Source organism: Kitasatospora cathayae (assembly GCF_027627435.1).
In the GTDB taxonomy this organism is placed as follows: Bacteria; Actinomycetota; Actinomycetes; order Streptomycetales; family Streptomycetaceae; genus Kitasatospora; species Kitasatospora cathayae.
Genome location: NZ_CP115450.1, coordinates 3,206,847 through 3,227,955 on the forward strand (window position 1 = coordinate 3,206,847; position 21,109 = coordinate 3,227,955).

The 21,109-nt window shown below is 72.8% G+C and carries 16 protein-coding genes; 7 read left to right on the forward strand and 9 right to left on the reverse strand.

From position 1 onward, the window contains the following. Positions 1-126 precede the first annotated feature (126 nt). The 6 genes from O1G21_RS14135 to O1G21_RS14160 all read left to right on the forward strand — a co-directional run bounded on the left by O1G21_RS14135 (position 127) and on the right by O1G21_RS14160 (position 6,956). On the forward strand, positions 127-552 hold the full coding sequence (locus tag O1G21_RS14135) for a DUF742 domain-containing protein (RefSeq protein ID WP_030291321.1): 426 nt from the start codon (positions 127-129) through the stop codon (positions 550-552). Beyond that, entirely contained in the window at positions 533-1,111 is a 579-nt protein-coding gene (locus O1G21_RS14140) for a GTP-binding protein (RefSeq protein ID WP_270143826.1), read from the forward strand. The genes O1G21_RS14135 and O1G21_RS14140 overlap by 20 nt, the downstream gene beginning before the upstream one ends. 675 nt (positions 1,112-1,786) lie before the next feature. Continuing rightward, positions 1,787-5,137: a nitrate- and nitrite sensing domain-containing protein gene (locus O1G21_RS14145; RefSeq protein ID WP_270143827.1), complete on the forward strand. Its 3,351-nt coding sequence runs from the start codon at positions 1,787-1,789 to the stop codon at positions 5,135-5,137. Positions 5,138-5,147: 10 nt separating this feature from the next. Next, positions 5,148-5,561 carry a roadblock/LC7 domain-containing protein gene (locus O1G21_RS14150; protein ID WP_030291361.1) on the forward strand — a complete coding sequence of 138 codons (414 nt, stop codon included), beginning with the start codon at positions 5,148-5,150 and terminating at the stop codon, positions 5,559-5,561. A gap of 161 nt (positions 5,562-5,722) precedes the next feature. Next, positions 5,723-6,391 (forward strand): DUF742 domain-containing protein, encoded by a 669-nt coding sequence (locus O1G21_RS14155; protein ID WP_270143828.1) that lies wholly within the window; start codon positions 5,723-5,725, stop codon positions 6,389-6,391. Next, entirely contained in the window at positions 6,372-6,956 is a 585-nt protein-coding gene (locus O1G21_RS14160; protein ID WP_270143829.1) for a GTP-binding protein, read from the forward strand. The genes O1G21_RS14155 and O1G21_RS14160 overlap by 20 nt, the downstream gene beginning before the upstream one ends. Positions 6,957-7,060: 104 nt before the next feature. On the opposite strand, the gene cimA is transcribed toward O1G21_RS14160, so the two are convergent. The 6 genes from cimA to O1G21_RS14185 form a co-directional block, all read right to left on the reverse strand. Then, on the reverse strand, positions 7,061-8,665 hold the full coding sequence (gene cimA / locus O1G21_RS14165; protein ID WP_270143830.1) for a citramalate synthase: 1,605 nt from the start codon (positions 8,663-8,665) through the stop codon (positions 7,061-7,063). A gap of 354 nt (positions 8,666-9,019) precedes the next feature. Then, positions 9,020-9,256 carry a Uma2 family endonuclease gene (locus tag O1G21_RS41385; protein WP_333493457.1) on the reverse strand — a complete coding sequence of 79 codons (237 nt, stop codon included), beginning with the start codon at positions 9,254-9,256 and terminating at the stop codon, positions 9,020-9,022. A 28-nt stretch (positions 9,257-9,284) separates the two neighbouring features. Further along, entirely contained in the window at positions 9,285-9,590 is a 306-nt protein-coding gene (locus O1G21_RS41390) for a Uma2 family endonuclease (protein ID WP_333493458.1), read from the reverse strand. A gap of 95 nt (positions 9,591-9,685) precedes the next feature. Continuing rightward, positions 9,686-10,798 carry a branched-chain amino acid aminotransferase gene (locus O1G21_RS14175; protein ID WP_270143831.1) on the reverse strand — a complete coding sequence of 371 codons (1,113 nt, stop codon included), beginning with the start codon at positions 10,796-10,798 and terminating at the stop codon, positions 9,686-9,688. 307 nt (positions 10,799-11,105) lie between these two features. Continuing rightward, positions 11,106-12,146 (reverse strand): 3-isopropylmalate dehydrogenase, encoded by a 1,041-nt coding sequence (locus O1G21_RS14180; protein ID WP_270143832.1) that lies wholly within the window; start codon positions 12,144-12,146, stop codon positions 11,106-11,108. Between the two features lie 58 nt (positions 12,147-12,204). Beyond that, the gene (locus O1G21_RS14185) at positions 12,205-12,768 is read right to left on the reverse strand and encodes a Uma2 family endonuclease (protein ID WP_270143833.1); all 564 of its coding nucleotides are present in this window, start codon (positions 12,766-12,768) and stop codon (positions 12,205-12,207) included. Between the two features lie 151 nt (positions 12,769-12,919). Between O1G21_RS14185 and O1G21_RS14190 the strand changes: the two genes are divergently transcribed. Continuing rightward, positions 12,920-15,400, forward strand: coding sequence for a YfhO family protein (locus tag O1G21_RS14190; RefSeq protein WP_270143834.1), 2,481 nt, complete (start codon positions 12,920-12,922; stop codon positions 15,398-15,400). A gap of 76 nt (positions 15,401-15,476) precedes the next feature. Here O1G21_RS14190 and O1G21_RS14195 read toward each other — a convergent pair whose 3' ends face one another. The 3 genes from O1G21_RS14195 to serA form a co-directional block, all read right to left on the reverse strand. Beyond that, entirely contained in the window at positions 15,477-18,833 is a 3,357-nt protein-coding gene (locus O1G21_RS14195; protein WP_270143835.1) for a S8 family serine peptidase, read from the reverse strand. Between the two features lie 225 nt (positions 18,834-19,058). Further along, complete coding sequence (locus O1G21_RS14200) at positions 19,059-19,220, reverse strand: hypothetical protein (protein ID WP_167344945.1); 162 nt, start codon at positions 19,218-19,220, stop codon at positions 19,059-19,061. A 281-nt stretch (positions 19,221-19,501) separates the two neighbouring features. Beyond that, positions 19,502-21,082 carry a phosphoglycerate dehydrogenase gene (serA, locus tag O1G21_RS14205; protein ID WP_270143838.1) on the reverse strand — a complete coding sequence of 527 codons (1,581 nt, stop codon included), beginning with the start codon at positions 21,080-21,082 and terminating at the stop codon, positions 19,502-19,504. Positions 21,083-21,109 lie beyond the last annotated feature (27 nt).

A 21,109-nucleotide genomic window follows, 5' to 3' on the forward strand; every position in this document is an offset into this window, starting at 1 on the left:
GCACCGGGTCCGACCCGACCGGACCCGGCGCCTCACCCTCAGCTACCCTCAGGCAGCTGATCCCGCCTCAGCTGGCACCGCCCCAGCTGGAACCGGCTGCCCAAGGCTGCAGCACAAGGAGGACCCATGACCCCGCCCTCGACACCCGCCGGCCCGTACGGCAACGGGTACGGCAGCGGCTACGGCGGGCAGCAGTCCGACGGCTACGAGCAGCAGCCGCTGGTCCGCCCGTACGCGATGACCGGCGGCCGGACCCGGCCCCGGTACCAGCTCGCGATCGAGGCCCTGATCTCGACCACGGGCTCGGCCGAGCGCACCACCGGGCTGCTGCCCGAGCACGCCCGGATCGTGAACCTCTGCCGTGAGGTCAAGTCCATCGCGGAGATCTCCGCACTGGCCGGCGTGCCGCTCGGTGTGGCCCGCATCCTCGTGGCCGACCTGGCCGAGGCCGGTCTCGTCGCCATCCACCAGCCCGCCGCCGCGGGCGAGTCGGGCGGAACGCCCGATGTCACGCTGCTCGAAAGGGTCCTCAGTGGACTTCGCAAGCTCTAACGGACCCGCCCGCGCCACGACCTCCGCGAAGATCGTCATCGCGGGCGGCTTCGGTGTCGGCAAGACCACGCTCGTCGGCGCCGTCTCCGAGATCAACCCCCTGCGCACCGAAGCCGTCATGACCTCGGCCTCCGCCGGCATCGACGACATCAGCCACGTCTCCGGCAAGACGACCACCACCGTCGCCATGGACTTCGGCCGCATCACCCTCGACGAGGACCTCATCCTCTACCTGTTCGGCACCCCCGGACAGGACCGCTTCTGGTTCATGTGGGACGACCTCGTCCGGGGCGCCATCGGGGCCGTCGTGCTGGTGGACACCCGGCGCCTCGCCGACTGCTTCCCGGCCCTCGACTACTTCGAGAACAGCGGCCTGCCCTTCGTCGTCGCCCTCAACGGCTTCGACGGCCACCAGCCGCACACCGCGGACGAGGTGCGCGAGGCCCTGCAGCTCGGCGCCGACACCCCCGTGATCACCCTCGACGCGCGCCGTCGGGACAGCGCCAAGAGCGCCCTGATCACCCTGGTCGAGCACGCCCTGCTCGCGCGGCTCCGCTGATCGAACACGCGAATGGCCGCCGCGCCGAGCCGAAGGGGCGTGCCGGTGCCGAAAGGGAGAAGGGCCGAGCCGCCGACGAAGGAGGCGGTGCAGTGCCCGCCGACCGTCGGCACCGGGTCCGAGCGCCCCGGAGGCGAGTGCGCGAATGGCCGCCGCGCCGAGCCGAAGGGGCGTGCCGGTGCCGAAAGGGAGAAGGGCCGAGCCGCCGACGAAGGAGGCGGTGCAGTGCCCGCCGACCGTCGGCACCGGGTCCGAGCGCCCCGGAGGCGAGTGCGCGAACAGCGGAACCGTCCGGCCCCGGCGAGCCGTCACACTGACGGGTCGCCGGGGCGGCGGCGCTTACCGGCCGGTGTCCTCCCGGGGCCGCGCGCAAGACCCGCGTATAAGCAGCGCATAACAGTTCGGTAGGCATTTTGTGATCAACAATGACGCAGCGTGGCGAATCAGCGTCACTCAGCGCCAGATGACCACGGATTTGCTCCGTCATGTCGCTGATTGTCCGGATTGTGACGACGCGGGTGTCATACGGCGGCTGTTTGTCCCCCATCCCTGCACGTGCTGAAATTCCAGCTACCCCTGAACATCCCGCGCCGGCCGTCCGGCGGCGGGCCAGGGCCCCGGGGGTAGCGCTGGATTGATCCATGGCCGGCTAGTCGGCCGAGAGGTAGTAGTCGAGTGAGGCGTAAGCAGCAACCCGCCCCGCAGCGGCGCTCCGAGCCCCGCCAGAGCGAGCCGAACGGCAACGCCGCGGAACCGGCCGGATTCTCCGCGTTCACTCCCACCGAGGAGCGCGCCCAGGCCACCCCTGCCCCCAAGCCCCCGACCGCGGCCAAGGAGCCTCGCCCGGGCGCCGGTCCGGCGGGCGACGGCGGCTCCAGCCGGTACGACTTCCTCCGTCCGCGCAACTGGCGCGTGCCGACCCGTCTGATCGCGATCCTGCTGATCCCCGTGATCATCAGTCTGGTCTTCGGCGGTCTGCGAGTGAACACCTCGGTCGACGGCTACATCAAGGCCTCCCGGGCCGAGAAGACCGCCGAACTGGCCAAGGCGGCGACCGAACTCGCCGAGGCGCTCGAGAACGAGCGCGACAAGACCCTGATACCCCTGATCACCGGGCAGGACCCGAACAACGAGGTCGCCAAGCGCCGCGCCGACACCGACGCCGCGCTGAAGGCCTACAACGCCGCGTACGAGGCCTCCGACAAGTCCGGCGAGCTGCCGCGCCGCCACGAGGCCTTCCAGACCCTGGTGATCGACCTGCCGCACCTGCGCCAGGTCGCGTACGGCAAGGAGCTGTTCGCCAGCGCCACCGCGAGCGCCTACTCGACGATGTTCGCGCCGCTGCTGGCCTACGACAACTCGGTCGGCAACGGCTCCGCCAACGCCACCAGCAAGGGCCGCGCGATCTACGCGATGTCGCTGGCCAAGGCCTCCGCCTCGACCCAGCGCTCGCTGATGCTGAGCCTGCTGGCCGGCATCGGGCAGAGCGCGACCACGCGCTACGAGAACCAGGACATGACCCAGCAGATCCTGGTCTCGGAGAAGCTGGAACAGGTCTCGATCAGCGAGTTCACCACCGGTAGCGACCCCGTGGACGCCAAGAAGTACGCGGACGCGCAGGTGGCCCTGGCCGCCGCCCAGGAGCACTCGGCGCTCAAGATGCCCAACGGCACCGTGCCCACCATGCAGGGCCTGCTGGCGCTCGCCGGCAACTACGCCGAGGCCGCCGCCTTGGGCCAGCTGAAGGGCAAGGCCTCCGCCGACGCCTCGTACGCCGAGGCCAACAAGGCCGGTCTGACCGTGGACAACTGGAACCAGGCCGCCGGCAACCACATCCAGGCCCTGCGGAACACCGAAGTCGTGCTGCTGGACGACGTCCTCACCGACTCCCGCAACCTCAAGGACAACGCGCTCTACGACGCCATCCTCAACACGGTCATCGTCGTCGCCGCACTGATCCTGGCCGGCCTGCTCACCGGTTACGTCGCCCGCTCGATGATCCTCGGCATGCGCACCCTGCGCAGCGCCGCCCTGGAGATCGCCGACCACCGCCTGCCGGACCTGGTCGAGAAGCTCTCCAAGACCGACCCCGACCGGGTCGACACCTCGGTGACCGCGATCCCGCTGCACGGCAAGGACGAGATCGGCGAAGTCGCCCGGGCGTTCGACCAGGTCCACCAGCAAGCCGTGGCGCTCGCCGCCGAGCAGGCACTGCTGCGAGGGAACGTCAACGCGATCTTCACCAACCTGTCGCGCCGCAGCCAGGGCCTGATCCAGCGCCAGCTGGCACTGATCACCGACCTGGAGAACAACGAGGCCGACCCGGACCAGCTGGAGAACCTCTTCAAGCTGGACCACCTGGCCACCCGTATGCGCCGCAACGGTGAGAACCTGCTCGTCCTCGCGGGCGAGGAGGCCGGCCGCCGCTGGAACACCCCGGTCCCGCTGGTCGACGTGCTGCGCGCCGCCGCCTCCGAGGTGGAGCAGTACGAGCGCGTCGAGCTGTCCGGCATCCCGGAGGTCGAGGTCGTCGGCGCCGCCGTGACCGACCTCGTCCACCTGCTCGCCGAGCTGCTGGAGAACGCCACCTCGTTCTCCAGCCCGCAGACCCGGGTGCTGGTCAACGCGACCCGCCTGCCGGACGGCCGGGTGCTGGTCGAGATCCACGACAAGGGCATCGGCCTCACCGCCGACGACTTCGCGGAGATCAACGAGAAGCTGTCCGAGCCGCCCACGGTCGACGCCACCATCTCCCGCCGCATGGGCCTCTTCGTGGTCGGCCGGCTCTCCCAGCGGCACGACATCCGCGTCCAGCTGCGCCCGTCCGGCGAGTCGGCCGGCACCACCTCGCTGGTCATGCTCCCGCCGTTCGTCACCCAGTCCGCGGTGGCGCCGGAGCCGGAGGAGCAGTTCACCGTCTCCCGGATCTTCGCCGACCAGGAGCCGACCTCCGAGTGGGCCCCCGACAGCCGCAGCCGCAGCGCCGCCGAGCTGGGCTTCGACGACCACCTCACCGGCATCGGCAACGCCGGCTCCTCGGGCTTCAGCCCGGCCCTGGAGGCCGTCCAGCGCTCGCAGCGCCTCGACCAGGTCCGCCGCGCGGCCCTGGAGGGCGCCCCGCAGCCGCCGGTGGTGGACGCCGAGGTCGAGGAGGACTACCAGCAGGGCTACGACCAGTACGCCCCGCAGCAGGGTTACGACCAGGGCGCCTACGCCGACGACCAGTACGGCTACGAGCAGGGCGGCTACGACCAGGGCGGCTACCAGCAGGACGAGTACGCCCAGGACGGCTACGGCCAGTACCCGCAGCAGGGTTACGACCAGGGCGCCTACGCGGACGGCCAGTACGGCTACGACCAGGGCGGCTACCAGCAGGACGAGTACGCCCAGGACGGCTACGGCCACCAGGCCGCGGAGGCCCCCTCCGGCCACCCGTACGCCCCCGAGCCGCCCGCCCTGCCCGCCGCCGAGCCCACCGCCACCCTGCCGTCCGGGCTGCCCCAGCGCCGCCCCGGCCAGCAGCTGGCGGGCGGCAGCCTGGGCGCCGCCCCGGTCGGCGGCAGCCCGTCCGGGGAGACCCCGAACTGGTTCGCCGGCGCCAAGGACACCTCGGCGCCCGCCGAGACCCGCGGCCACGACGTGTCCGCACTCGGCGGATACGGCCCGACCGGCCCGACCGCCAGTTCCCCCTGGCAGTCGCCGAACGACGGCGACTGGCAGCGCGCCGAGCAGCTGCGCGAGCCCTCGTCCAGCGGCACCACCGGGGCCGGACTGCCCCGGCGCGTTCCCAAGCAGAACCTGGTGCCCGGCAACGCCAAGCCCACCCCGCAGGAGGGGCCGCAGGTCTCCCGCAGCCCCGAGGAGGTCCGTGGCCGCCTCACCAACCTGCGCCGCGGTGTGGAGCAGGGCCGCAGCGCCGGCAACACCGGAAGCTTCCGGATCGACCCCGATCAGGTAGACCAGTCCGGCAACGGACAGAACCGGAGCACCGATCTCTTCGGCGGCTCGAACCACCAGGAGCGTTGAGTTGACTCAGATGAGCCAGGCCGCACAGAACCTGAACTGGCTGATCACCAATTTCGTGGACAACACCCCCGGGGTGTCCCACACCGTGGTGGTCTCCGCGGACGGCCTCCTGCTGTGCATGTCGGAAGGCTTCCCGCGCGACCGCGCCGACCAGCTCGCCGCCGTCGCCTCCGGCCTCACCTCCCTCACCTCCGGCGCCAGCCGGATCTTCGAAGGCGGCGAGGTCAACCAGACCGTCGTCGAGATGGAGCGCGGCTTCCTCTTCCTCATGGCCATCAGCGACGGCTCCGCCCTCGCCGTCCTCGCCGCACCCGACTCCGACATCGGCCTGGTCGGCTACGAAATGGCCCTGCTCGTCGACCGAGCCGGCGCCGTCCTCACCCCCGCACTCCGCGCGGAACTCCAGGGCAGTCTCCTGCACTGACGGTTCGTCGGATACCGTCCAGGTATTCGAAGTACCTCCGCGTCCTTCCCGGGCCCGCTTCGGCGGGCTCGGGTTCGGGCGTCGTACGGCCTTCGCACCACCGGCTCCGGACTCGTACCGAAGCTCGCACCGCACCGCCGCACCTTGTGAGGAGAGGAACCGTGACACCGCCCGACGACCGCAGCGGCCAGTACGGCGTTCCGTACCCTGGCACAGGCCATGACGCCTTCGGAGCACCCGGCGCCGGCCACGGTCAGCCGTACGGCCGGCAGCAGTACGGACAGCCCCAGCAGGACCCGTACGCCCGACCTGAGCAGCAGTACGGCCAGTACGGCCAGCAGGACCCGTACGCCCGGCCGCAGCCCGCCTTCGGCACCCCGCCGCCCGGCTACCCGACGCCGCCACCCGGCCCGGCGCCCGCCCCGGCACCCGGCTACCAGCCGGCCCAGGAGCCCGGGCACGTCGAGGAGTTCGAGGACGAGCCGGACGCCGGCCCGCTGATCCGACCGTTCGCCATGACCGGCGGTCGCACCCGGCCCCGCTACGAGCTCGCGCTGGAGGCCCTGGTCTCCGCGGACGTCGACCCGCAGCGCCTGGCCACCCTCCTCCCGGAGCACCAGCGGATCTGCACGCTGTGCACGGAGGTCAAATCCGTTGCCGAGGTGTCGGCGCTGCTCTCCCTTCCCCTGGGAGTGGCCCGCATCCTCGTGGCCGACCTGGCCGAGGCCGGCCTGGTCGCCATCCACCAGCCCGCTTCCGGCGGCGAATCCGGAAACCAGCCCGACGTCACGCTGCTCGAAAGGGTCCTCAGTGGACTTCGCAAGCTCTAACGCGGCCGCCCCCACCCGCGCCACCACCTCCGCGAAGATCGTCATCGCGGGCGGCTTCGGTGTCGGCAAGACCACGCTCGTCGGCGCCGTCTCCGAGATCAACCCCCTGCGCACCGAAGCCGTCATGACCTCGGCCTCCGCCGGCATCGACGACATCAGCCACGTCTCCGGCAAGACGACCACCACCGTCGCCATGGACTTCGGCCGCATCACCCTCGACGAGGACCTCATCCTCTACCTGTTCGGCACCCCCGGACAGGACCGCTTCTGGTTCATGTGGGACGACCTCGTCCGGGGCGCCATCGGGGCCATCGTCCTCGTCGACACCCGGCGCCTCGCCGACTGCTTCCCCGCCCTCGACTACTTCGAGAACAGCGGCCTGCCCTTCGTCGTCGCCCTCAACGGCTTCGACGGCCACCAGCCGCACACCCCCGACGAGGTCCGCGAAGCCCTCCAGCTCGGCGCCGACACCCCCATCATCACCCTCGACGCCCGCCGTCGGGACAGCGCCAAGAGCGCCCTGATCACCCTGGTCGAGCACGCCCTGCTCGCGCGGCTCCGCTGATCGAACACGCGAATGGCCGCCGGGTCCGAGCGCCCCGGAGGCGAGCGCGCGAGTAACTACTGTGGGCCGCGGGACTTGGTGAAGTCCCGCGGCCCACAGTGGGGTTACTCGGTCGGCTCCAGGCCGGACCGGATCAGGCCGTAGGTGTACGCGTCCTCAAGTGCCAGCCAGGAGGCGGCGATCACGTTGTCGGCCACGCCGACCGTGGACCAGGTGGCGATGCCGTCGGTGGACTCGATCAGCACCCGGGTCTTGGAACCGGTGCCGTGCTGCCCCTCCAGGATGCGGACCTTGTAGTCCACCAACTCGAAGGTGGCCAGCGGCGGGTAGATGCCCTCCAGGGCCGTCCGCAACGCCTGGTCCAGCGCGTTGACCGGGCCGTTGCCCTCGCCGACGGCGATCCGGCGCTCGCCCTTGGCCCACAGCTTGACGGTCGCCTCGTTGCCGGAAACCCCGTGCGGCCCCTGCTCGCTGATGGTCCGCCAGGACTCCAGCCGGTAGAAGCGCTCCCGGCTGCCACGCACCTCGTCGCGCAGCAGCAGCTCGAAGGAGGCGTCGGCGGATTCGTAGGTGTAGCCGAGGTTCTCCTGCTCCTTCACCTTGGCCACCACCCGCCCGGCCAGATCGCGGTCGGTGGACAGGTCGTAGCCGAGCTCCTTGCCCTTGAGCTCCACCGAGGCCCGGCCGGCCATGTCGGAGACCAGCATCCGCATGGTGTTGCCGACCAGCTCCGGGTCGGTGTGCTGGTACAGGTCCGGGTCGACCTTGATCGCGGAGGCGTGCAGGCCCGCCTTGTGGGCGAAGGCCGAGAAGCCGACGTACGGCTGGTGGGTGGACGGGGCCAGGTTGACCAGTTCGGCGATCGCGTGCGAGATCCGGGTCATCTCGGCCAGCCGGCCCGCGGGCAGCACCCGGCGGTCGTACTTCAGCTCCAGCGCGCCGACCACCGGGAACAGGTTGGCGTTGCCGACCCGCTCGCCGTAACCGTTGGCGGTGCACTGCACGTGGGTGGCGCCGGCGTCCACCGCGGCCAGGGTGTTGGCCACCGCGCAGCCGGTGTCGTCCTGGGCGTGCATGCCGATCCGGGCGCCGGTCGCCGCGATCACGTCCGCGACGGTGTCCCGGACGCCGGCCGGCAGCATCCCGCCGTTGGTGTCGCACAGCACCACCACGTCCGCCCCGGCCCGGTGCGCGGTGCGGACCACCGCGAGGGCGTACTCGCGGTTCGCCCGGTACCCGTCGAAGAAGTGCTCGCAGTCCAGGAACACCCGCCGGCCCTGGGCGCGCAGGAACTCGACGCTGTCCCGGATCATCTCCAGGTTCTCGTCCAGCGTGGTGCGCAGCGCCAGTTCGACGTGCCGGTCGTGCGCCTTGGCGACCAGGGTGACCACGGGCGCGCCGGAGGCGACCAGCGCGGCCAGCTGCGGGTCCTCGGCCGCCTTGCCGCCGGCCCGGCGGGTGGCGCCGAAGGCCACCAGCTGGGCGCTGCGCAGCTCCAGCTCGGCGGCGGCGCGGGCGAAGAACTCGGTGTCCCGGGGGTTGGCGCCGGGCCAGCCGCCCTCGATGAAGCCGACCCCGAACTCGTCCAGGTGCCGGGCGATGGCCAGCTTGTCCGCCACCGTCAGGTTGATGCCCTCCCGCTGCGCGCCGTCGCGCAGGGTGGTGTCGAACACGTGGAAGCTGTCGTCGGTACGGCTGACCTCGGTCATGACCCCTGGTTCTCCGTTCGGGGAGGTTGGTACTGCTCTGCCGGATTGTCGTCCCGGCTCCACTGTCCAGGATCCCGCGCGCGGCCCCGGTGTCCCCGGACCCCTTGTGGGGGCCGTCGGCCGGTCCGGAGGCTGTGCTCGTCGGGGCTGCGCCCCAAAAGCAAAAGACCCCTCGCGGGTGCGAGAGGTCTGCGCGCGGGTCTGGACGCTCGTGGTCGCTCCGCATCGGGTCCTGCGGAAGCGGTCACTGCGGACCGGCGCGCCTGCTGCTAATAATCAGCGAAAGCGAGGACACGCTCGCAGTCTGGCACAGCCTCCGGGATCCGGCCCGCCCGTCTCGCGATGCGAAACGGCTCAGATGAGACGACCGGTCGACAGTTCGAATCCGAACGGCTCAGGCAGCCACAACGACTCACCGACCGAGACATCCGTCGTCGTCGAGTAGTCCCCTTTCCTGGGATCACTGTGCAAAGTCACCCGGTGCTTCTGACGATCCACCAGCAGGTACAGCGGGATTCCGGATGCCGCGTATCCTCGCCGCTTGTTCAGGCGATCATTGTCAGCACGTGTGGACGTGACCTCAAGGACCATGAGAACACCGTCCGGCTTGCACCAGGACTCACGGCCGGCCTGCCATCGCATCCGTTTCAGTGAAGGTGCCATCCGGGATGTAGCGTCCACCAGGTACGATCAGCCCCTTCGTCGGGGCGAAGTCGACGCCTTCCGGACATCGACGAGCGACTTGCCAAACGATTCGGCCGATCGCAGTCTCGTGGTCACCATCCGGCGGCGGGGTCACGATGATCTTCCCGTCGATGAGCTCGGCCTTGAAGCCCTCGGGGGTGTCCAGGGCCAGAAAGGCTTCGAGGAGGTCATGTTCCGGAGCGCACGACGTCTCGGCGTATCCGTGCGGCAGTGCGGTCACGGTCCCTCCCACGGTGTTCGAGAACCCTGACGAGCGGAACGCTTCGAGGTTACGACCCGGGCGCCCCGGTGTCGCGGGGCGCCCGGGCACCACGATCAGACGATCCGGTGCAGCCAGTTGTGGGTGTCCGGCGCCTGACCGCCCTGGATGGCCAGCAGGGCGCGGCGCAGCTCCATGGTGATCGGGCCGGGCTCGCCGGTGCCGACGGTCCAGTCGGCGGCCGCGGACTTCACCGAGCCGACCGGGGTGATGACGGCGGCGGTGCCGCAGGCGAAGACCTCGGTGAGGGTGCCGTCGGCGTTCGCCTGCTGCCACTCGTCGGTGGAGATCTTCCGCTCCTCGACCGCGTAGCCCAGGTCGGCGGCGAGCTGGAGCAGCGAGTCGCGGGTGATGCCGGGCAGCAGCGCGCCGGACAGCTCCGGGGTGACGATCCGGGCGTCCTCGCCCTCGCCGAAGACGAAGTACAGGTTCATGCCGCCCATCTCCTCGACCCACCGGTGCTCGGCGGCGTCGAGCCAGACCACCTGGTCGCAGCCCTTCTCGGCGGCCTGGGCCTGGGCGACCAGCGAGGCCGCGTAGTTGCCCGCGCACTTGGCGGCGCCGGTGCCGCCGGGCGCGGCCCGGACGTACTCCTTGGACAGCCAGACCGAGACCGGCTTGATGCCGCCCTGGAAGTAGGCGCCGGCCGGGGAGGCGATGATCATGAAGAGGTAGGAGTTCGCCGGACGAACACCCAGGCCGACCTCGGTCGCGAACATGAACGGACGCAGGTAGAGGCTCTGCTCCGGCTCGCTCGGGACCCACCCCTGCTCCTGCTGGACCAGCAGCTCCACGGCCTCGACGAAGGTCTCCACCGGCAGCTCCGGCATCGCCAGGCGGCGGGCCGAGGCCTGGAAGCGCAGGGCGTTGGCCTCCGGGCGGAAGGTCGCGATCGAGCCGTCGGCCTGGCGGTAGGCCTTCAGGCCCTCGAAGATCGCCTGGCCGTAGTGCAGGGTCATGTTCGCCGGGTCCATCTCGACCGGCGCGTACGGGACCAGCTGGGCGTCGTGCCAGCCGCGGCCCTCCGTCCAGCGGATGGTGACCATGTGGTCGGTGAAGACGCGGCCGAAGCCGGGGTTGGTCAGCCGGGCCTCGCGCTCCGCGGCGGACAGCGGGTGGGCGGAGGGCTTGAGGTCGAACGTGATGGGCGCCTGGGTGGGCGTGCTCATGGCTGTTTCCTTCACCGTGGGGTTCGTTCGGGCCGCCACCGCCGAAGGAACGTCACGGCGATCCGACGCCGGAACGGACGCACGACGGCACGGCCCACTGTCGATACTCGCATCCAGAGGGCCGTGCCGAACAGCCGCCCGCTCCTTGGGGAGCTGCAAGCTGCGGTTATACGGTCCGGCCCACCTGGGCCGGACCCTCTTTGGGTCCGGCCCCTCAGCCGGACTCCGCTCTCGGTTCCGGCCCGCTAGCCGGACTCCGCTCTCGGTTCCGGCCCGCTAGCCGGACTCCGCTCTCGGTTCCGGCCCGCTAGCCGGATACTCGGCCGGCGAGCGCGTCCCCGACCTGGGAGGTGGAGCGGGCGGCGCCGGTGCGCTCGGCGAGGTCCGCCGCGACGGCGGCCTCGACCTTGGCGGCCTCGGCGGCGTAGCCGAGGTGCTCCAGCAGCATGGCGACCGACAGCACGGTGGCGGTCGGGTCGGCCTTGCCCTGGCCGGCGATGTCCGGTGCCGAGCCGTGCACCGGCTCGAACATGGACGGGAACTCGCCGCTCGGGTTGATGTTGCCGCTCGCGGCCAGGCCGATGCCACCGGTCACGGCGGCGGCCAGGTCGGTCAGGATGTCGCCGAACAGGTTGTCGGTGACGATGACGTCGAAGCGCTCCGGCTGGGTGACGAAGAAGATGGTGGCCGCGTCGACGTGCAGGTAGTCGGTGGTGACCTCGGGGAACTCCTGGCCGACCTCGGCGAAGATCCGCGACCACAGGTGCCCGGCGTGCACCAGCACGTTGTTCTTGTGCACCAGGGTGAGCTTCTTGCGCGGCCTCGCCTGCGCCCGGCGGTAGGCGTCGCGCACCACGCGCTCGATGCCGTACGCGGTGTTCAGGCTGACCTCGGTGGCCACCTCGTGCGGCGTCCCGGTGCGCAGCGAACCGCCGTTGCCGACGTACGGGCCCTCGGTGCCCTCGCGGACCACCACGAAGTCGATCTCCGGCTGACCGGCCAGCGGCGACTCCACCCCGGGGAACAGCCGGCCCGGCCGCAGGTTGATGTGGTGGTCGAAGGCGAACCGCAGCTTCAGCAGCAGCCCCCGCTCCAGCACCCCGGACGGCACGCTCGGGTCCCCGATGGCACCCAGCAGGATCGCGTCGAACGCCTTGAGCTCGGCCAGCACGTTGTCCGGCAGCGTCTCCCCGGTCCGATGGTAGCGCCGGGCGCCGAGGTCGTACTCGGTGGTCTCCAGCTTCACGTCGGCGGGAAGCACGGCGCCGAGGACCTTCAGGCCTTCGGCCACCACTTCCTGACCGATGCCGTCACCCGGGACAACTGCGAGACGAATGGTGCGAGACATGCTCGGACCCTACTCCGGTGTCCCAGGTGCTGACACCTCACGTCCAACATTTGGACGATCAGATCAGATCGATCTCGATCGGGAACGGCTGATCCACCTTCAACTGCTCGTGATAGATCCCGGTCGGGAAGTACCTCTTGGAGGCTGGCTCCAGCTCGTACGTGTAGACGACCGGGCGACCTTCGTCGCACTCCACGCGCCAGAAGTGGCGGATACCCGCTGCCGCGTACTTACGCGGCTTGACCTCACGGTCGCGTTCACGGGATTCCTCCGAAACGACCTCGACCGCGAGCAGCACGTGCTCGGCCGAGAATCCGGTCTGGAGATAGCCCGTATCCGAATCCTCGTGGACCACGAGGATGTCAGGCTCGGGCCGATTCCGGCGGTCGAGCGTGACCGTCATCTCCGGCCACACCTCCCAGCCGTCCGGGACCGCCCTTTCCAAGCCGCGTTCCAGCAGGCGCTTCGCCCTCACGTGGAACTTCGTCTGCGGACTCACGAAGATCAGGCTTCCGTCGATCAGCTCGGTGTGCGGCGGGAGATCGGGCAGCCGGTCAAGATCCTCTGCGGTGTAGCCACCAGCAGGAGGCCGAATCCAGTCGGGGTACGGCGCGATGCTCATGGTTCCTCCCATACGGGCATCCTGGCGGCCCTCCCAGGCTACTCGGCAAAGCCTCCCTGGACGCCACTCCTTCGAGGGAGCACGTGTGACGAGGGGTGCGCCGGGGGCGCGCTTAGGGTGGCGTGATCTGGGGTTTCCGGCAGAACGGGGCGTGCGGGTGAGGGCCGAGCGGCGGCGGGAGGTGCTGGTCTGCGGGGGTGCGGCCGGGCTGGCGATGGGCGGGTTCGCGCTGGCGGCGGGGCTGCGCGGGCGGTGGCCGGCCGGGGCGGGCGCGGTCGCCGTGCCGTACCACGCGCACCTGTGGGACCTGCTGCACGGCCAGGCCACCGGGGACCTGCTGTTCAACTGGAACAGCGGCTTCGGCGTCCCGTTCCTGGCGGACTTCTTCGCCTACCTGATGAATCCGTTCTCCTGGCCGACCGCCCTGCTCCCCCGCGACCAGGGGCAGCTCGCCGTCTTCCTGGTCGCCCTGGCCACCATCGGCCTCGGCACCGCCCTGATGGCCCACCTGCTCGGCCGGCTGCACCCCGGCCCCCGCTGGCTGCGGGCGCTCGCCGCCGTCGGGTACGGGCTCTGCGCCTGGGTGCTGGACGTGGGCGGGGCCGCGCCGATGTGGCTCTGGGGCCTGGTCTCGCTGCCGCTGCTCGGCCTGGTCGGGGACTGGTGCCTGCACGAGCGCCGCTGGGTGGCCGGCTCGCTGTGCGTCGCCCTCGTCTGGGCGGGCAACCTCTACACCGCCGCGCTGGCCACCCTGGTGGCCGGGCTGCTGTTCGCCGTACGGCTGTTCGCCACCCCGCGCCCCTTCCGGCACCGGGTCCGGTCGACCGGGCGGGCGATCACCCTGACCGCCACCGGGGTGCTGCTCGCCTCCCCGGTGCTGTTCGTCGCCGTCCGGGCCGCGCGCGGCGCCCAGCCGGAGTCCCCGGTTCAGCCGCTCGGCCCGTCCGGGCTGGGCGGGCACCTCGCCCAGCTGCTGCCCACCACCACCGGCGGGCGGCCGCTGCCGGACGTGGCGATCGGGGTGCTCGGGCTGCTGCTGGTGTGCGGGCTGCCGTTCAACCGGCGGGTGCGGATCCGCGAGCGCGCGGTCTGGTGCACGGCGCTGGCGCTGGTCGTGCTCAGCTTCGTCTGGACCCCGACCGTGCTGGTCTGGCACGGCCTGGCGATCCCGGCCGGCGGCCCGTACCGGGTCTCCTTCGTGCTCAGCGGGCTGCTGGTGCTGGCCGGCTGGGTGTCGCTCGCCCACCGGCCGGACGGGCTGACCCTGCTGGGCGGCGCCGCCCTGGTCGCGGTGATCGCCGCGCTGGCGGCCACCCGGCGCTCGGTGCACCCCTCCGCCTGGGTGCTGCTGGGCGTCGGCGGCGCCGTCGTGCTCGCCGCGCTGTGGGTGCTGGACCACCGGCACACCGACCGCCGGGCGAACACCCTGGCCACCTGGGTGCTCGGCGGGGCGGTGCTCGGCAACGCCGTCTGGTCGGGGTACGCGGCGCTCGGCGCGGCCCCCGACGACTCCGTCCCCCGGGCCGCCGTCCGAGCCGGGCACGCGGCCGTCCGGGTCGGCGCCGACTGGCCGGACGGCCGCAGCGACCCCGGCCCGCACGCCTTCACCCCCAACGACCCGCTGCTGCTGAACGGCCAGGGCGGCGGCTACTTCAGCGGCTACCTGCCGACCGTCGTCGCCCAGCTGCTGCACGACCTCGGCGCCGGCTGGACGGCCGGCGGGCGGCAGACCGCGAGCGTCACCGATCCGGTCGGGCAGGCGCTGTTCGGGATCCGCGCCCACCTGGACGACGGGCCGCCGCCGTACGGCTTCACCCCCGGACGGGCGCCCGCGCCGCCGCTGGTCACCGTGCTGCCGCCGGGCTCCCGGCCGGACACCTCCTCGGTCTGGTCCCGCCAGGAGTCGTTGCTCGGCAGCCAGGTGTACGACGCCCCGCTGCCCGTTCCGGCCGGCGGCCCGGTGCCCACCCTGCACGGCACCAGCGGCTGGTCGGTGCCGGGCGGCGGGGACGGCACGGTGTTCACCGCCGCCTGCACCCCCGGCTCGACGGCGTTCTTCCACGGGGTCTGGTACCGCGGCACGGTCAGCGGCCTGGGCACCAGCTACCGCAGCGACGGCGAGCAGCCCACCACGGCGGTGGCCGTCCACCGGCTGGGGACCGTCCCGGCAGACGGGGTGGTCCGGGTGACCCTGCGGTCGGACGTGATCAGCCAGGTCCCCGCCCGTCCGATCGGCTGCCTGCGGGCCGACGCCCTGGCGGGCGCGGTCACCCGCCTCGCCGCCACCGGCGCCACCCACGTGGAGGCCGGTGGCCACACCCTCTCGGCCACCCTCCCGCCGGGCTCCACCGGCACCGCGCTGCTCTCCGTCCCCGCCACCGAGGGCTGGACCTGCGCCACCGACGGCGGCGCCCCCGCCCCGCCCGCCCCGGTCCTCGGCATGATCGGCGTCCCCCTCGGCGGCGGCGCCTCCCGGGTCTCCTGCGCCTTCCGCCCGCCAGGCCTCACCGAGGGCCTCACCGTCACCTCCGGCACCGCCGCCGCCCTCGTCCTGGTCGCCGTGTTCACCCGCCTCTCCCGCCGCCCCACCCGCACCCCCCGCCGCCGACGCCGCGCCGCCGCCGGGGCGTAGCCGAACGGCGGCGGAGGCAGCGGAAGGGGCGGTCCGCCGAGCTGCTTCGGCGGGCCGCCCCTTGCGGCGTGCGGGCCTACGGGAGGTCGAGGACCTGGGCCCGGCGGTCGGCCGGGTTGAGGTGGTGGAGCAGCAGGAGCCGGGAGGTGTCGCCCGGGGTGCGGTGCACGTCGAGGACGGTGCCGGGGCCGGCCGGGGTGACCATCGTGGTCGGGCCGGTGGGGCCGGTCCGGACGGTGAGGGCCGGGTGCAGCAGGTCCAGCGGGATGGTGGGGCGGGTGCCGCGCAGGCCGATGGCGGAGTAGGCCTCGGCCGGGTCGGGCTTGCCCGGCGCGGCGGTGCCGGCCCAGACGCCGTAGCGGACGGTGCTGTGGCCGGGCCCGACGCCGGGCAGGGCGCTCAGCCGGACCGGGAGGACCACCACGTCGCTGTCCAGCAGCTCGGTGTCGGTGTCGCCCCAGTGGGCGTTGAGCGGCTGGACGTCGAGCTCGTCGCCGGTGCGGGCGTCGAGGGCGCGGGAGACCAGGACGTCGCTGCCGCGCAGCCGGTCGGCCTTGAGGATCACGTCGGTGACGCCGTCCCCGTCGGTGTCCAGCGACACCCGCACCCCGTACAGCCCGACCGGCGTGGCCGCCGGGGCCCACAGCCGGGCGCCCACGTACAGCAGGTCGGAGTCGACGGCGGCGCCCGCGGCCCGCAGGTCGGCGGCCCGGTCGCCGGGGCGTTCGACGCAGAGGTCCTGGGACTGGTCGGCCGGTTCCGGCGCGTCCTCGGGCCGGATGCCCGCGCCGGGGCCGACGGCCTTGCCGCTGCCGGGCGGGCAGTCGGGCCAGCGGGCACCCTCGCCGCCGAGCGCGAGGGCGCTGACCAGTCCGGGCGCCTCGCCGGGGGCGGCGCTGCCGCCGAGGATGACGAGGGTGCCGTCCCGGGCGGTCCGGGCGGCTGCGGTGGCTCCGAGGTCGCCGGTGGGGCGCGGGGCGGCGAACACCGGGACCCGCAGCTGCGGCAGGGTCCGGTCGCCGACCGGGCTGAACAGCACCCGCCCGGAGAGTTCGCCCCGGTAGCTGCGCGCCCGGCCGCCCTGCAGGGTGTCGATGGTCGGGTCGGGCGTGCGGCCCAACTCCCCCGGTACGGACAGCGTCACCCGCACCCGCGCGGTGCCGCCGGCCGGTACGTCGACCTGGGCCGGCGCCACCTGGAAGGCGGCGCCCGGCAGTTGGGTGGAGGCCGCGTAGCCAGTGCGGTAACTCAGCGGCGCGGAGGAGGAGTTGCGTAGCTCGATCTCCCGGTCGAGGGCGGTCGGCCCGCTGATCTCGACCGGCCCGTAGGAGACCCCGACGTTGCCCGGCCGGGCTCCCTCCCCCGCCGCGTAGGCGACGACCGGGGTGCGGACCGCCCGATCGGCCTGGACCCGTCCGGCGCCGGTGCGCTCCGGCCCGTAGACCGGGCCGCCGTGGTCGTCGCCGAGGTAGGTGTCGGTGCTGGTGTTCATCAGCGCGGCCTTGACCTGCTCGACCGGCCAGTCCGGGTGGGCGGCGCGGACCAGCGCGGCCAGGCCGGCGACGTGCGGGGCGGCCATCGAGGTGCCGTTCTCGCGCTGGCCGCCGCTGCCGCTGCCGACCAGGGCGGACCAGATGGTCTCCCCGGGGGCGGCGAGGTCGGGCTTGAGCACCCCGGGCAGGCCGATGCCCCGGGAGGTGAAGTCGGTGAGGGTGTCGGCCCGGGCTGGCTGGTTCTGCGCGACCGAGCCGTGCAGCGGGTTGCCGGGCGCGGCGAGCCGGACCTGCGCGTCGCCCTCGGCGGCGGCCTTCAGCAGCCGTTCGCCGTCCGCCCGGCCGAGCAGCACGGCGGGGATCCGGTCGTTGCCGGAGATCTCGGCGAGGTGATCGGTGTCGGCGGCGTAGAGCGCGCCGATCGCGCCGGCGTCGGCGGCGTGGTCGGCGCGCGGGGCGGAGTTGCAGGCCCGGTCGGCGTCGCGGGTGCGCCAGGTGAGCACCGCGATCCTCCCCTTCAGCCGCTGCTTGTCGGCCTCGCTGAAGTCCGTGCAGCCGTCCGCCTGGTCGACGGGCGCGGCGAGGGCGCCGCTCACCTCGGTGCTGGACCAGCCCCGGTAGCGCTCGCTCCAGTGGCCGGGGACGACCCCGGCCAGCGCGGCGGGGGCGAGCACCGTGATGCCGTCCACGTCGGCGTGCCCGTGCACGGAGGCGGCGACGGTGATCGCCCGGACGGCGGTGCCGGGGCTGCCGCCGATGCCGTACACGTCGCCCTCGTTGCCGACGGCCGCGACCACCACCGTGCCCAGTTCGGCGAGCCGGTCGACGGCGAGCGCGTCGGCGTCGTCGGGGCTGCCGAAGCGGCTGCCGAGCGACAGGTTGACCACGTCGAGCCGGTCGCCGAGGTCGCCGTCGCCGTTCGGGTCGGCGGCCAGGTCGAGCGCCTGGGCGAGCCGGTCGGTGGAGCCGTCGCAGCCGAACACCCGGATCGCGTACAGCTGGGCGCCGGGGGCGGCGCCGGGGCCGATCCGGAACGAGGCCGGGTCGAGCCCGGGCCGGTACGGACCGGCGTACGGGTGGCCGTCGGCGGTGACGCCGTACCCGGCGGCCGTCCCGGCGACGTGGGTGCCGTGCCCGTTGCGCACGCAGTCCAGCGGGTTGTCGCTGGGGTGCGGCACCGGCTGGTGGTTGGGGGCGGTCGGGTCGGGGTCGTAGTCGTCGCCGACCAGGTCCTTGCCGCCGATCACCTTGGCGTTGGGGAACAGCGCGGGCGGCGCGGGCTTGCCGCGCTCGACCGAGCGGAAGGCCTCCTCGGTGCCGGGGCCGCCGAAGTCGGCGTGGGTGTAGTCGATGCCGCTGTCGATGATGCCGATCCGGGTGCCCCGGCCGGTGTTCCCGGCCACCGCCGCGTCACCGGACCAGACCTGTGGGGCGCCGGTCAGCGGAACGGAGTAGGCGTTGTCGCGCTGCTTGTTCACGATCGGGTGGACGGCCCGGACGCCGGGCAGCGCCCGCAGCGCGGACAGCCGCTCGGCGGGGGCGCTGACCGCCAGGCCGGTGAGCAGGGTGTGGGTGCGGTAGAGCTCGCGGGCGGCGGGGGCCGACCGGTGGACGGCCTGGGCGAGCCGGTGGAGCGCGTCCCCGGCCCGGGCCCGCTGGGCGGCACCGGCCCGGGCGGCGTCCAGGCGGACGTCGTCCGGCGAGCGCTGGGCCCGCCGGGCGGTGTCGGCGGCGTGCCGCCAGGCGGGGCCGGCCGCCTCGGTGCTCAGTTCGAGCAGGACGGAGGCCGTTCGGCCCTGGCCCGACGGGGTGACGGTCGGCGGTCCGGCACCGGCCGGACCGCCCGCGGCCGGGGTGGCGGCGAGCGCCGCGCCCCCGGCCAGCAGGGTCAGGGTGAGGCCGATCCGGGCGAGCTTCCGGCGGACGGGTGGCAGTCGCACGAGGGACCCTCTCCCCCGGCAGGGGGGAATGATCCGCACACCGAGGAGGTCGCTGGCGCCCGCCCGCGCGGACGTCGATCACCCTTCCGGGGGCCCCAAATTAGGATGATCTCGCCGCTCGGGGCGAGCGACTTCGCTCGGACGGACCTCGGTTGCACCCCACGGGGTGACGCACCGTCAAGCCGGTCGGCGTAGTAGGCCGATGAACGCCACCGTCGGCACCGCTCAGTGGTGGCCGGTGGCGCCACCGTTGTCCCGGCGGTCCAGCGAGCGCTGCAGCGCGGCGGCGGCGAAGGGGTTCCGCTCGGCGGCCCGGCGGCGGCGCGGGGCGCGCACGGGGGTGGCGGCGGGGGCGGGGGTGGCGTGGCGGTCGGCGGTGGTGGGCATACCGGGCTCCTTGGAAGCGGCGCTGCGCAACAGCGCGAGAGGGGAGGTGGGTACGCGCGGAGCAGGGATCGCCTGCCCGTGGGGGCGCACGCGCACACGGGCCGCGGACCCTGGCTACAGGGGCGGCACACCGTATGGCCCTTCCACGGTACGACCCCGCCCCGGCCGTGTCTGCTCGAATACTTGGATTTCCTAGTATCTGAGACGGGCGCCACCCGGGAGAACGCAGCAGGGCCCGGACCACCGTGCGAACGGCGGTCCGGGCCCTGCTCGGACCAGGATCAGCCCAGGTCGACCGAGCGCGCGAAGCGGGCGCCGATCTCGGCGGCGATCGCCGTCAGGACGTCCTGCGGGATCTCGCTGTCCACGGTGATGGAGGCGAGGGCGCTGCCGCCGTCCCGGGCGACCTGCATGCCCGCGATGTTGATGCCGGCGTCGCCGAGGTGGCGGCCGAGCACGCCGACCACGCCGGGGCGGTCCTCGTACTTGAAGAAGGCCATGTGGTCGGTGAGCGCGACGTCGACGTCGAAGGTGTCCACGCCGACGATCTTCTGGATCTGCTTCGGGCCGGCCAGCGTGCCGGAGATGGCGATCTCCTCGCCGTTCGCGAGCGTGCCGCGCACGGTGATCACGTTGCGGTGCTCGGGGCTCTCGCTGGAGGTGGTCAGGCGGACCTCGACGCCGCGCTCCTGGGCGAACAGCGGGGCGTTGACGTAGGACACCGTCTCCGCCACCACGTCCTCGAACACGCCCTTCAGCGCGGACAGTTCGAGCACCTTCACGTCGTGCTGGGTGATCTCGCCGCGGACCTCGACGTCCAGTCGGACGGCCACCTCACCGGCCAGCGCGGTGAAGATCCGGCCGAGCTTCTCGGCCAGCGGCAGGCCCGGGCGCACGTCCTCGGCGATCACGCCGCCCTGGACGTTGACGGCGTCCGGCACCAGCTCGCCGGCCAGCGCCAGGCGCACCGACCTGGCGACCGCGATGCCGGCCTTCTCCTGCGCCTCGTCGGTGGAGGCGCCCAGGTGCGGGGTGGCGACCACGTTGTCGAAGGCGAACAGCGGGGAGTCGGTGCACGGCTCCTTGGCGTACACGTCCAGGCCCGCGCCGGCCACCCGGCCCTCGCGCAGGGCGCTGGCGAGCGCCTCCTCGTCCACGATGCCGCCGCGGGCGGCGTTGACGATGCGCACGCTCGGCTTGACCTTGTGCAGCGCCTCGTCGCCGATCAGGCCGATGGTCTCGGGGGTCTTGGGGAGGTGGACGGTGATGAAGTCCGAGACCTCCAGCAGCTCCTCCAGCGAGACCAGCTTGACGCCCATCTGGGCGGCGCGGGCGGCCTGGATGTAGGGGTCGTACGCGACGATCTTCATCCCGAACGCGGACATCCGCTGGGCGACCAGGACGCCGATCCGGCCGAGGCCGACCACGCCGAGGGTCTTCTCGCTCAGCTCGACGCCGGTGTACTTGTTGCGCTTCCACTCGCCCTGCTTGAGCGCCGTGTTGGCGGGGGCGATGTTGCGGGCGACGGAGATCAGCAGACCGCAGGCGAGCTCGGCGGCGGTGACGATGTTGGAGGTCGGCGCGTTGACGACCATCACACCGGCCTTGGTGGCGGCGGCGACGTCCACGTTGTCCAGGCCGACGCCGGCCCGGGCGACGACCTTGAGCTTGCGGGCGGCGGCCAGCGCCTCGGCGTCGACCTTGGTGGCGGAGCGGATCAGGATCGCGTCCACGTCGGCGATCGCGGTGAGCAGCTCGGTGCGGTCGGCGCCGTTGCAGTGGCGGATCTCGAAGTCGGGGCCGAGGGCGTCGACGGTGGCGGGCGACAGCTCTTCGGCGATCAGAACGACGGATTTGCTCACGACAGTGGGTCCTTAACTGTCCGGTTC